The sequence below is a fragment of the Arthrobacter gandavensis genome (assembly GCF_039528575.1).
GTDB classification, from domain to species: Bacteria; Actinomycetota; Actinomycetes; order Actinomycetales; family Micrococcaceae; genus Arthrobacter_B; species Arthrobacter_B citreus_B.
On record NZ_BAAALV010000007.1, the window covers coordinates 200,787 to 213,848 of the forward strand.

Sequence of the window (13,062 nt, forward strand, 5' to 3'; positions counted from 1 at the left end):
CAGGGAACGATGCGGCCGGCGGGAACCGGCTAGCGTTCCTGCCCGCTGCCGTCCTGGAACACGTCGGGGATGCCGTCGTTGTCTGCGTCCAGGCGCTCGGCCTTCTCCAGCACGGCATAGCGGCGGTTGCGGACGCTCAGCAGGATGGACGCCAGCACGGCAGCAAGCACGGACGCAGTAAGAATTGCGATCTTGGCATCCTCATGGTGGGCAGAGCCCAGACCGAAGCTGAGGTCGTTGACCAGCAGGGACACGGTGAAGCCAATACCGGCGAGGATGCCGATGCCGGTCAGGTCTACCCACTTCACGGACGTGTCCAGGGTCGCCTTGGTGAAGAAGGTCAGCACCCACGTGGTCAGCAGCACGCCGATCGGCTTGCCAAGCACCAAGGCAGCCACGATGCCTACAGCCACCGGATCCATCAACGCCCGGCTGAGGCCTTCAAACCCGCCAATCGCGACGCCGGCGGAGAAAAACGCGAACACAGGAACAGCGAGGCCGGTGGAGATGGGACGGAAGCGGTGCTCGAAGATTTCCGCCAGACCGGGCTTGTTTTCGTTCGGCGGGATGGGCTTGCCTTCAGCAGTGCGGCGCAGCACCGGAACGGTGAAGCCAAGCAGCACGCCGGCCACCGTGGCGTGCACGCCGGAGGCATGCATCAGGATCCAGACGGCAACGGCCAGCGGGGCGAGGATCACCCAGAACGGCCAGCGGCGGGCACCGAAGAACTTCGGTTCGCGCTGCACCAGCAGGGCGAATGCCGCCAGCGGAATCAGCATGAGGCCCAGCATCGCCAGGTTCACGTCTTCCGAATAGAAGAGCGCAATGATCGTGATGGCAATCAGGTCATCAACGACGGCGAGGGTCAGCAGGAAGATCCGCAGCGCCGTCGGGAGGTGGGAGCTGATGACTGCCAGGACTGCCAGCGCGAAAGCAATGTCCGTGGCTGTCGGGATCGCCCAGCCGCGCAGGCCGTCCGAGCCGGAGAGCATGTTCACGCCCACGTAGATCAGCGCAGGAACGATGACCCCGCCAAAGGCGGCAGCCACGGGCACGATTGCCTTGCTGATCTGCCGGAGGTCCCCGGCAACGAATTCCTTCTTGAGTTCCAGGCCCACCAGGAAGAAGAAGATCGCCAGCAGCCCGTCGGCCGCCCAGGCTCCGACGCTCAGGTCAAGGTGCCAGGGTTCATAGCCGAAGGTGAAGTCCCGGAGCGCAAAGTAGCTTTCCGACGCCGGCGAGTTGGCCCAGATGAGGGCGGCTACGGTGGCGATGAGCAGCAGAACGCCGCCCACGGTTTCCTTGCGCAGGATTTCCCCGATGCGCAGGTGCTCCCGGTAGCTGTTCCGTCCGAAAAAGACCGGTGTTGCCCCGGAAGGCTGGCGGGTGGGCTCGTTTGAGGCCATAGAGGCTCGGCTCCTAAAAGGTAAGCGGGTGCGGCTGAGTTATTGCCGACCAGACTTCCCGGCTCACCTTTCCCTACTTTACTGCTGCGGCTGTACCGATGCTGCAGCCCGGGAACAGGGACACAGCACCAAACGGTTAGCCGACGAGGCCCCGTACTCCGATCACGGCCGTGGCCAGCGCGAAAATGATCGCGGTGCTGATCATCATGAGGTTGGTGGTCATGAACCGGGTGGGAGCGCCGTTGGCATCACGCGCCTGCGGGTCCTTCAGGACGCGCTTGAGGAACACGGGCCAGACCATGAGCGACCAGAGGCCGGCGATGAGCAGAACGAGGGCGAGGGGGGTGGAAAGCTCCAAAGAAGTACTCCTGGCTAGGCGGGGCGGGCTAGTTGTTTTCGATCCACTTGCCGGCCTGGGCAGCCTGGATAGTCAGCGCCTTGCCAATCATGGGCTCGGCAGCCTTGGCAATCTTGTCCCCGAGGAAGGGAATGGAGGAGCTGACGGATCCCTCTACGTCTACGCGGGTGCCTTCGGCCAGTACAACCAGGCGCTGCACGGCGCTGACCTTCAGCGGCACGCCGCCCACGGAAAGGTCTACGGAAGCGCTCCGGGAACCGTCTGCTGCCGGGGCATCCCACGCTTCCTTCTGGGTCACTGTCAGGGATGATCCCACGAGCTTCTTCGCCATCTCCGGGAGCCTGTCGGTGGGCAGCTGGCGCACGGCGGTGAGGGTGAAGGGACCGGAGGTATCGCCGTCGACCGTCAGGGAAACCAGCGAGCCGCCAACGTGCTCGCTGATGCTGCGCACGAATCCTTCATCGGTGAAGGTCTTGGTCAGCGTCGCGGCGTCGTAGGGCAGGGTGGTGGAAGCAGACAGGGCCATGGGGTCCTCCGGTAGGGGAATGTGCGGCAGGTCCGCGTATTTTGGTACCGGACCCGCCAAACATCCTAGTCGGTGAACCTGTGCAGTCCCCAAAGCAGGCTGAGCCCTTCGCCATCAGGGGATTCGCACGCACCCTACTACCTGCATCCCCGTGTCCTGCAGGACTACCGAGTCGCCGGACGCGTTATCCGGCACCACAAAGGGAACTGTTGCTGTGGCCGTGGCTGAGCCGCCCGGCTCAGTGGTGAAGTCCAGCACCACATTGGCGTTCGGGTTGTCTCCGCTGCCCTCATGGATGTACTCCGGCCCGATGTCTCCTGGGCTCTCGGCGCACGGGCCCTCGTGGAGCACCGCCGTGTAGGTGGCAGTGGCCGGAAAGCCCTGGACCTGCATCTCGAGGGTGGTGTCCATGTCCGTCTCAGTGATCCTCAGCTCCGTTTCGGCCCCTTCGGGGATGAGGGACTGCGCGTCGGTGGCGGGGTAGGACGTTGCGATGGCGTTCTCGCACCAGGGGCCGAACGCGCCCTCGATGACGCCGCCCTCCAGCGGTGTGGGGGAGGTGTCCGGGCACCGGTCAGCGGCTACGGTCCGGCCCGGTCCGGCGGCCTGGCAGGACGACGACGTCGCCTCCGGCCCGGTTTCACAGTCACTGCTCAGGGTGGAGGCCGCCGCCGACGACGTGGCGTTGTCCGCGGTGTCCTCCTGGTTTCCGGCGTTGGCGCAGGCCGTAAAGAGGAGCGACAGGGCGGTCAGGGCGGTGACCAGGTACAGGGTTCCACGGCTGGATTTGAGTCCCGGTTTGCGTCCCATGGGGCAGGCCTCCGATGCGCTGTGTCAGGCAGATGCAATGATGCCGGTGCCTTTTCAGCGTGGCAGTCGGGACGGTGAAAAGCTACAGCCGGCACGCTCCGACGGGCGGAAACTTAGCCGAATCGGCCCAACTTGAGAAGAGTGCCGGGGGATATTCGGCCGCAGTTCCCCTGCGCCCTGTTAGGAGCCCGAAACACTGGCATAGCATCGCGGCACGGCTTGTGCCTCGGGGGCGGCGCGCATCCGGCCAGTTCATTCACTCGCACTCTTAGGGGAACGATGAAACTTAGTAAATCCATGCGCGGGGCTGCCCTGGCAGCGACCGTCGTCCTCGCCCTTTCAGCCGGTGCACCGGCTGCCTTCTCCGCCGAGGTCAACTCCGGAGGGAAGGGCGGCCCGGGCTCCCACCAGGGACCGGGCAAGAACCAGCCCGGTCACGGCAACGGCAAGCCGGATAAGCCCGGGAAACCGGGGCACGGACCCGGGAAGCCCGGCAAGAGCGACTCCGACAAGCTGCGGGACAAAGTCACTCTTAACGGGCTGATGGGCCATCTCGAGGCGTTCCAGGCCGCAGCGGATGCCAACGACGGCAACCGTGCCGCAGGAACCACGGGGTACGAGGCAACCGCCCAGTATGTGGAGAAGCAGCTGCGCAAGGCCGGTTATGAGCCGTTCCGCCAGGCCTTCACCTACGAGCAGTTCATCCTCAACGGGGAGCTCCTCGAACAGGTCTCCCCGAATGCCACCGAATACGTGGCTGGAACCGACTTTACGACCATGAGCTACTCCGGCCCCGGCGACGTCACGGCGGAGGTCACCGCCGTCGATATCAACCTGACCGGAGACCGCGCCAACACCTCCGGCTGCGAACCGGAGGACTTCGCGGACTTCACTGCAGGGAACATCGCGCTCATGCAGCGAGGGACCTGTCCCTTCGCGGACAAGGTCGCCAATGCGGCGGCAGCCGGCGCCTCAGCTGCGATCGTCTTCAACCAGGGAGTGATTCCCACAGAGGACCGCACCGGTCTGGTCAACGGGACGCTGGGTGGCGTCACGTCGGCGATTCCCGCCGTCGGCACCACCTACGCCCTAGGCGAGACGCTGGCCGGCACCGAGGGAGCGACGGTGCGCGTCGTCGTCGACTCCAACGTCCAGGAAACCGAAACGTTCAACGTCATTGCGGACACCCCCAAGGGAGATCCCACGCGGCAGGTAGTCGTGGGCGCGCACCTTGATTCAGTGCAGGAGGGTGCAGGCATCAATGACAACGGCAGCGGTTCCGCCGCCATTCTGGAAACCGCGATTCAGCTCGGCAAGACCGGGAAGTTCAAGCTCGAGAACCAGGTTCGGTTCGCCTTCTGGGGAGCTGAGGAAGACGGCCTGCTGGGATCAACCCACTACGTGGAGCAGCTCAGCGAGGCTGAACTGGCGAACACCATGCTGAACCTGAACTTCGACATGGTCGGTTCGATTAACGGCGGCCGGTTCGTCTACGACGGCGACGGCGATGCCTTCGGGCTGACGGGTCCCACCGGTTCAGACGTCATCGAGGAAGTCTTTGAGGACTACTTCGCCTCGCAGGGACAGGCTTCTGCCCCCAGCGAGTTCAGCGGACGCTCGGATTACCAGGCGTTCATCAACAACGGCATTCCGGCCGGCGGCCTGTTCACCGGCGCCGAGGGCGTCAAGACCGAAGAGGAAGCAGCTCTCTTCGGGGGCACTGCCGGGGTTTCCTACGATCCCTGCTACCACAGTGAATGCGACGACCTGTCCAACATCGACCGGAAGCTTTTCCACGAGATGTCCGACGCAGTTGCCCACTCAGTGCTGACCTTCGCCCAGACCGATGCGGACATCCGCGGCGGTGACGGACTCTTCTCCGCACGCGCGCTGCCCGCTGCGCCTGAGTACCGCGGACACGAGGCCCTGCGCTAGCAGCATCTCGCACCCACCCGGCAAGGCCGTCCACAGGGAACTGTGGGCGGCCTTGCTGCTGCGCTCCGCATATTTCATCGAGATGACAGTTACGGCTCTTTTCGGCGCTGAAAAGAGCCGTAACTGTCATCTCGATGGGGAAGGGAACAAGACTTCGCCCTCAGCGGTATCCCCGGTGCGGGGTACCGGGCAGCGGGTAGGCTGGAATTACCTACCCGGGGTTGATTGCCAGCTTCGGGTTCTTGCGTTGCCTGCCCTGAAGGAGATACCCCCGCAATGAGCCTGAACGGTCTGCGCGCCGCCCTCGCCGAGGACAAGTCCTACTCCCGCTTGAAGGCGCACGCCGCGCGTCCGCCCGCCAAGCGCAGCCACGACCTGGAGATCGGTGCGCCGCAGGGAATGCGCGCCGCACTGCTGGCGGAAATGGTGGACGGGCTGGCAGAAGCGCACGACGGCGGTTCGGGGGACACTGCCGGCGCACCTCCCGTAGTCCTGGCCGTCACTGCCACGGGGCGTGAAGCCGAAGACCTTGCCGCAGCCCTGCGCAGCTACCTGCCGCTGGCCGGCATCGAGGAGTTCCCCAGCTGGGAAACCCTGCCGCACGAACGCCTCTCTCCCCGCTCGGACACGGTAGGCCGCCGGCTCTCCGTCCTCCGCCGCCTTGCGCACCCGGAGAACGATCCGGTGCGGATCGTCGTTGCGCCGGTCCGCGCCGTGGTGCAGCCGCTGGTCAAAGGGCTGGGCGACCTGCAGCCGGTCTCCCTGGCGGTAGGTGATGAACGCCCGTTCGACGCCGTCGTCAAGGCGCTCGCCGACGCCGCCTACGCCCGGGTGGACATGGTCTCCCACCGCGGTGAGTTCGCCGTGCGCGGCGGCATCCTGGACGTTTTTCCGCCCACCGATGACCACCCCATCCGCATCGACTTCTTTGGGGACGAAGTGGATTCGATGCGCTGGTTCGCCGTGGCCGACCAGCGCACCCTTACCGGCGAGCACGTTATCCACCCCAAGGAGCTCTACGCCCCGCCGTGCCGCGAACTGCTGATCACCCCGGATGTGATGAGCCGCGCCGCGAAACTGCAGGGCCAGATGCCGGCCGCCGCGGACATGCTGGAGAAGATCGCCGGGGGCATCGCCGTCGAAGGCATGGAATCCCTGGCCCCTGTGCTGGTGGAGGAAATGGTGCCGCTGATGGCGCAGCTGCCGCCGGGGTCAATCTCCGTGGTCATTGAACCGGAGAAGGTCCGCGCCCGCGCCCACGACCTTGAATCCACGAACGAGGAGTTCCTCGCCGCAGCCTGGGCCACAGCGTCCGACGGCGGCGCGGCGCCTGTTGACCTCTCCGCCGGACTCAGTGCGGACCTGGAAGCTGCGAGCTTCCGCTCCTTGACGGACACCCGCTCCGCAGCCCTGGCCAACGACGTCGCCTGGTGGGCGATCACGTCCTTCAACCCGGACGATGAGACCGTCCTGGACATCGACACCCTGACGATCAACGCCCGCGAACCGCGCGGCTACAAGGGCGACGTCGCGGAGATGATGGACTTCATCGGCTCCCGCATCAAGGACCAGTGGCGTCTCGTCGTCGTCACCGAAGGTCCCGGCCCGGCTTCGCGGCTGGCCGAACTGTTCCACGACAATGACATTCCCGCCGCCCGCGTAGAGTCCCTGGACTCGGAACCGCAGCCGGGCATCATCGAGATCACCACCGCCAGCGCCGGGCGCGGCTTCGTCTTCGACAACCTCAAGATGGGCCTGCTGACCGAGGCGGACCTGCTGGGCCGGGCCAGCACCTACTCCACCCGGGACATGCGCAAGATGCCCTCCCGCCGGCGCAACGCCGTCGACCCCCTGCAGCTGCAGGAAGGCGACTTTGTGGTGCACGAACAGCACGGCGTGGGCCGGTTCGTGGAGCTGCTGCAGCGCGCCACGGGTGCCGGGGTGAACAAGACCGTCCGCGAGTACCTGGTGCTCGAATACGCGCCGTCCAAGCGCGGGGCGCCGGGGGACCGGCTTTTCGTCCCGACGGACCAGCTGGACCAGATCACCCGCTATGTGGGCGGCGAAACCCCGGTGCTGTCCAAGATGGGCGGTTCCGACTGGGCCAAGACCAAGTCCAAGGCCCGCAAGGCCGTCAAGGAAATCGCCGGGGAACTGATCCGGCTCTACTCGGCGCGGATGGCCTCCAAGGGCCACGCGTTCGGGCAGGACACCCCGTGGCAGCGCGAGCTGGAAGAGGCATTCCCGTATGTGGAGACCCCGGACCAGCTGACCACCATCAACGAGGTCAAGGCGGACATGGAGCGCGAAGTTCCGATGGACCGCTTGGTCTCCGGCGACGTCGGCTACGGCAAGACCGAGATCGCGGTGCGCGCTGCGTTCAAGGCAGTGCAGGACGGCAAGCAGGTGGCGGTGCTGGTGCCGACGACGCTGCTCGCCCAGCAGCACATGGAAACCTTCAGCGAACGGTTCTCCGGTTTCCCGGTCCGGGTGGCCACGCTTTCCCGCTTCCAGACGGCCAAGCAGGCCAAGGAAGTGATCGAGGGTGTGCTGAACGGGTCCGTGGACGTCATTATCGGCACGCACCGGCTGCTCTCGCAGGAAGTCCAGTTCAAGGACCTCGGCCTGGTGATCGTGGATGAGGAGCAGCGCTTCGGCGTCGAGCACAAGGAAGCGCTGAAGAAGCTGCGCACCAACGTGGACGTATTGGCCATGAGTGCGACGCCGATTCCGCGAACCCTGGAAATGTCCCTTACCGGTATCCGGGAAACCTCCACGCTGGCCACCCCGCCGGAAGAGCGGCACCCGGTGCTGACCTATGTTGGCCCGTACACGGACAAGCAGGCCTCGGCAGCGATCCGCCGCGAACTGATGCGCGAAGGCCAGGTGTTCTTCGTCCACAACCGGGTCTCCTCGATCGACCGGACCGCAGCGCACCTGCAGGAACTGGTCCCGGAGGCGCGCATCGCCGTCGCCCACGGCCAGATGAGCGAGGCGAAGCTCGAGCAGATCATCGTGGACTTCTGGGAAAAGCGCTTCGACGTGCTGGTGTGCACCACCATCATCGAAACCGGCCTGGACATCTCCAACGCCAACACCCTGATCGTGGACCGGGCGGACCACTTTGGCCTGTCGCAGCTGCACCAGCTGCGCGGCCGTGTGGGCCGCGGCCGGGAACGGGCTTACGCGTACTTCCTGTACCCGTCGGAGAAGCCGCTGGGCGAGGTGGCGCTGGAGCGGCTGAAAGCCGTCGCCGCGCACAACGAACTCGGTGCCGGCATGCAGCTGGCCATGAAGGACCTCGAAATCCGCGGTGCCGGCAACCTGCTGGGCGGGGAGCAGTCCGGGCACATTGCCGGCGTCGGCTTCGATCTGTACATCCGGCTGGTAGGCGAGGCAGTGGCGGACTTCCGCGGCGAGGCCGAGGAGAAGGCCGCCGAGATGAAGATCGAGCTGCCGGTCAACGCGCACCTGCCGCACGAGTACGTGCCGGGGGAGCGGCTGCGGCTGGAGGCCTACCGCAAGCTGGCTTCGGCGCTGACCAACGAGGCGATCGACGAAGTCCTTGCCGAGCTCGTGGACCGCTACGGCGAGCCGCCGCAGGAAGTGAAGAACCTGATCGACGTCGCCCGGTTCCGGGTGGATGCCCGCGCCGCCGGCCTGACCGACGTCGCGCTGCAGGGCAACTTCATCAAGTTCTCCCCGGGCGACCTGCCCGAATCCCGTGTGATGCGCCTGCAGCGGATGTACCCGGGCTCGCAGGTGAAGCCGGCGCTGAACGCGATCCTGATTCCGAAGCCCAAGACTGCGAAGATCGGCGGCCGGGACCTGCAGGACGCCGAGATGCTGCAGTGGGCGCACCAGGTGCTGGACGCGATCTTCAAGGAATAAGTGCCCAGCGGATTGTAAGGTCGGGGGATGCCGGACGCGATCTTCTCCCATCCCAGGCTTGCCCGGGTGTACGACGCCCTCGAAGGCGACCGCAGCGACCTCGACACGTATCTTGGCCTGGCCTCTGAGCCTGGCGTGAACGCCGTGCTCGACGTCGGCTGTGGAACGGGGACGCTCGCCTGCCTGCTCGCTGCGAAGGGGGTGGAAGTGCTGGGTGTGGATCCGGCGTCGGCTTCCGTTGACGTTGCCCGCGCCAAACCGGGAGCCGGTGCCGTGCGGTGGATGGTGGGAACCGCACCGGACGCTGCTGCTGACCCGGCGAACCACCAGCGGTTTGACCTCGCCACCATGACGGCGAACGTCGCCCAGGTTTTCCTGTCCGACGCCGACTGGATTCGTACGCTGCGTTCCATTCACACCTGCCTCCGGCCGGGAGGGCGGCTCGCTTTCGAGACCCGGAACCCGGCGGACCGGGCCTGGGAGAGGTGGACGAAGGAACGTTCCCATCAGGTGGTCGACGCCGGTGCCGAAGGACTCGTCGAGGACTGGGTCGAGGTGACCGGCGTCGACGGTGAGCTGGTGACTTTCGAGTCGCCCACCGTTTTCCAATCCGACGGGGAAAGGCTGGACTCCACCAGCACCCTGCGCTTCCGCACCCGGGACGCACTGCACTCCTCCCTTGCCGAGGCCGGATTCACCGCGGTGGACATCCGGGACCTGCCGTATGCGCCAACCCGCGGATGGCTGGTCCTGGCCCAGGCCTGAACCGGGGCTCGTGCTTAGGGGCACGCCGGTCCCGGCGGGCGTCCTCCGTGCCCTTGCCGGGCGGCCGGGCCATCCACATCCCTGCCCTTGCCGGGTGCCGGGTCATCCATCGGGGAGATACCGCTCTTTAGCGGGTGTTCCCGGAATCCTTCGGGGACTTGACGTCGCTTTGCAAGCGTCAAAACGACGGTATCTCCCCACAGGTTCAATGAAAGGGGCCCAAAGCAGCGGTATCTCCCCGAAGGATGACCCACCCGCCCGAACGTTCCGCACACCAGAAGGGGCGTGCCTCCTTCGGGAGGGGGAATAAGGCCGAAGGAGGCACGCAGCTTGAAGCACCGGCAGCCCAAAGGGCCCCCGGTATAGGGGGCCCCAAGGGGACGCCGGCAAAGCCCGCTAGGAGTCGAACCCCATGCCGACGGCGTCCATGAGTTTCAGCCACGGGCCCCGCTTGCCCTGCCGCCGGTCCGAGCGGACCATGGCAGCGGTAGTGATCTTCACGCCCAGCCAGGCAACGGGCTCGGGCGGGAACGGGAGCGGGAGCTTGCGCACCAGCTCCAGGGACGTGCGCCGGGTCCTGGCCCCGGACAGCAGATCCAGCAGCACATTGGCAGCGAACCTGCTGGCACCCACTCCGAGGCCGGTGAATCCGGCCGCGTACGCCACCCGCCCGCCGTAAGCCTTCATGAAGAAGGAGAAGAAGCGGCTGCAGGTATCGATCGCCCCGCCCCACTTGTGGCTGAAGGTGATGCCTTCCAGCTGGGGGAAGGTCGCCAGGAAGTGCGCAGCCAGGCGGCGGAAGGACTCCTCGCTCTGGTCATACTCGGGCTTCATGCTCCGTCCGAAGTGGTACGGCGCGTCGTAGCCGCCGAACAGGATGCGGTTGTCCTCGGTGAGGCGGTAGTAGTGGAACCGGTTCGCGACGTCGTCGAGCCCCTGCCGCCGGGACCAGCCGATGGATTCAAGCTGCTCCTCGGTCAGCGGTTCGGTCATCAGCGCGTAGTCGTAGACCGGCACGGTGTGCAGGCGTGCCCGGCGCAGCAGCGACGGAAACACGTTCGTCGCCAGGGCCACTTTCGAGGCTGAGACAGTGCCGCCGTCGGCCTTCACCTCGACGCCGCGGCCCGACTTGGCCAGCGACCGCACGGGGGAGTGCTCGAAGATCTGCACACCGAGTTCCAAGCAGGCGCGTTTCAGGCCCCAGGCCAGCCGTGCCGGATCCACCAGTGCGCTGCCCTTTTTGTTCCAGGCCCCGGCCAGGTACAGCGGGGACTTCACTTCAGCCTGGACCTGCTCACGGTCAAAGAACTCGACGCCGTCGTGTTCGGCTTCCTCGCGCAGCCAGTCCACTTGGTGCGGCTCCGTGGCCAGGGCCAGGGTTCCGTTCCACTCAAAGCCGCAGTCGATCCCGTAGCGCTGCAGGGTATCGGCGAACTCTGCCAGGTTTTCGTCACCCATTTCCTGGAGCAGGTCCACCTCCTTGGGCAGGTGCTTGACCCCGTTGCTGTAACCGTGGGTCAGGCTGGCCGAGACGAAGCCGCCGTTGCGTCCCGACGCCGCCCAGCCCACTTCCTGCCCTTCCAGCAGCACCACAGCCGCAGCCGGATCGCGTTCCTTGGCCAGCAGTGCAGTCCACAGCCCGGTATACCCGCCGCCGACCACAACGAGGTCGGCGGTGATTCGGGATCCCAACGGTGGGAGGGCAGCCGGGCGTTCGGGGCGGTCCAGCCAATACGGGGCGGGTACGGCGGCGGCGAGGGCAGCAGTGACAGCGGCGGCCGGGATGCGCTTTTCGGCAAGGTCGTAGGCGGTTGGGGTGGTGCTTGGCACGGTATCTGCTTTCGATCGGTGGTGGTTCGCAGTTATAGGCAGGGGGGGGCGGGATCAGGCCGGGCGGTAGCCCGTGGTTTCCGGCGGCACCGCGTGGCGGATCATCAGGTGGCGGGTCACGGAGTAATCCAGGAGGGGCTCGATGCTCATGTCCTTGCCGAAGCCTGATCCCTTCACTCCGCCGTGCGGAGCCTCCGAGGCGAGCGGCAGGTGGTCGTTGATCCAGGTGACGCCCACCTCCAGCTGGTGGCTGACGCGGATGGCACGCCCGACGTCGGCGGTCCAGACGGAGGACGCTAGCCCGTAGGCGCTGTCGTTGGCCAGCGCGACGGCGTCGTCCTCGGTGTCGAAGGGCAGGGCCACCAGTACCGGGCCGAAGATCTCGCCCTGCACCAGTTCCGAGGACTGCCCAGCACCCACCACAAGGGTGGGCGGGAAGTAGAAGCCCGGACCCGCCATGGGTGAGCCGCCCTCCAGTGCTTCGGCGCCGCCGTCGACCGCGCGCTGCACAAACCCGGCAACCTTCTCGCGGTGCGCTGCCGAGATCAGCGGGCCGATGTGGGTGGCCGGGTCATGCGGGTCGCCGATGACAATGCCTTTGAGCTCAGTGCGCAGGGCGGCTATGGCGTCGTCGAAAATGCTGCGGTGGATGTACACACGGGTGGCGGCGGTGCAGTCCTGGCCCGTGTTGTAGGTGGCACCCAGGGCGACGGCGCGTGCCATCTGTGCCACGTCGGCGTCGGCGAAGACCAGGGCAGGGGCCTTGCCGCCCAGCTCCAGGTGCACACGCTTGACGTCCTTGACCGCGCCCTGCATCACGGCGCGGCCGGTGGCGGTGGAACCGGTCACGGAAACCATGTCAACACCGCGGTGCCCGGCCAGCGCCGAACCGATGTCCCCGCCGCCGGTCACCACGTTCAGCACCCCTGCCGGCAGCCCGGCAGCAGCAGCCAGCTCGGCCAGGCGGAGCGTGGAGCCGGGAGTCAACGGGGCGGGTTTGAGGATCACGGTGTTTCCGGCCGCCAGGGCGGGCCCGGCCTTCCACAGGGCCATGATCAGCGGGAAGTTCCATGGGGTGATGCCGGCAACCACGCCTACCGGCCGGCGGACCATCATGGAGGTGTAGCCGTCGGAGAACATACCGGCGCCGGTGCCGTCCACGGACCGTGCCGCGCCGGCGAAGAAGCGCAGGTTATCCGCTCCGAACGGAATCTCGCCGTCCAGCACCGTAGTCCAGGGCTTGCCGCCTTCCGTCACTTCACGCTCGGTGAGCGTTTCGGCATCTTCCTCCAGTGCATCGGCCAGCTTCAGCAGCACACGGGCACGCTGTCCCGGGGTCTGCGCAGCCCAGCCCGGGGCGGCGCCGCGGGCGGCCGCGACGGCGGAGTCGACGTCGTTCACTGAGGACGCGGTCAGCGTGCCTGAGACTTCGCCGGTGGCGGGGTTGATGAGCTCCTGCACTTCGCCGTTGGAAGCGCGGTAGTCGTTGGAAATGAAAGTTCCGGATGCCATGGTGGTTCCTTGCCGTGGTGGTGATGTGG

General features: G+C 66.4%; 9 protein-coding genes. 3 read left to right on the forward strand and 6 right to left on the reverse strand.

The window, feature by feature from the left end:
* Positions 1–29 precede the first annotated feature (29 nt).
* The 4 genes from nhaA to ABFX29_RS14430 all read right to left on the reverse strand — a co-directional run bounded on the left by nhaA (position 30) and on the right by ABFX29_RS14430 (position 3,100).
* A complete protein-coding gene (gene nhaA / locus ABFX29_RS14415; RefSeq protein WP_152228642.1) occupies positions 30–1,406 on the reverse strand; it encodes a Na+/H+ antiporter NhaA in 1,377 nt (458 codons plus the stop codon).
* 136 nt (positions 1,407–1,542) lie between these two features.
* A complete protein-coding gene (locus tag ABFX29_RS14420) occupies positions 1,543–1,764 on the reverse strand; it encodes an SCO4848 family membrane protein (protein ID WP_152228641.1) in 222 nt (73 codons plus the stop codon).
* Positions 1,765–1,792: 28 nt separating this feature from the next.
* Positions 1,793–2,290: a DUF2505 domain-containing protein gene (locus ABFX29_RS14425; protein WP_152228640.1), complete on the reverse strand. Its 498-nt coding sequence runs from the start codon at positions 2,288–2,290 to the stop codon at positions 1,793–1,795.
* Positions 2,291–2,404: 114 nt separating this feature from the next.
* Positions 2,405–3,100 (reverse strand): hypothetical protein, encoded by a 696-nt coding sequence (locus tag ABFX29_RS14430; protein ID WP_152228639.1) that lies wholly within the window; start codon positions 3,098–3,100, stop codon positions 2,405–2,407.
* Between the two features lie 279 nt (positions 3,101–3,379).
* Between ABFX29_RS14430 and ABFX29_RS14435 the strand changes: the two genes are divergently transcribed.
* From ABFX29_RS14435 to ABFX29_RS14445, 3 genes are all read left to right on the forward strand, one after another.
* Positions 3,380–5,035 (forward strand): M28 family metallopeptidase, encoded by a 1,656-nt coding sequence (locus ABFX29_RS14435; RefSeq protein WP_246167575.1) that lies wholly within the window; start codon positions 3,380–3,382, stop codon positions 5,033–5,035.
* 276 nt (positions 5,036–5,311) lie between these two features.
* On the forward strand, positions 5,312–8,926 hold the full coding sequence (gene mfd / locus ABFX29_RS14440) for a transcription-repair coupling factor (protein ID WP_152228638.1): 3,615 nt from the start codon (positions 5,312–5,314) through the stop codon (positions 8,924–8,926).
* Between the two features lie 27 nt (positions 8,927–8,953).
* Positions 8,954–9,691, forward strand: a complete 738-nt coding sequence (locus tag ABFX29_RS14445) for a class I SAM-dependent methyltransferase (protein ID WP_152228637.1) — start codon at positions 8,954–8,956, stop codon at positions 9,689–9,691.
* Between the two features lie 396 nt (positions 9,692–10,087).
* Here the strand turns inward: ABFX29_RS14445 and ABFX29_RS14450 are convergent, their stop codons facing one another.
* Together ABFX29_RS14450 and ABFX29_RS14455 are read right to left on the reverse strand one after the other, a co-directional pair.
* A complete protein-coding gene (locus tag ABFX29_RS14450; protein WP_211372401.1) occupies positions 10,088–11,521 on the reverse strand; it encodes an NAD(P)/FAD-dependent oxidoreductase in 1,434 nt (477 codons plus the stop codon).
* 54 nt (positions 11,522–11,575) lie between these two features.
* Positions 11,576–13,033: an aminobutyraldehyde dehydrogenase gene (locus ABFX29_RS14455; RefSeq protein WP_152228636.1), complete on the reverse strand. Its 1,458-nt coding sequence runs from the start codon at positions 13,031–13,033 to the stop codon at positions 11,576–11,578.
* Positions 13,034–13,062: the final 29 nt, after the last annotated feature.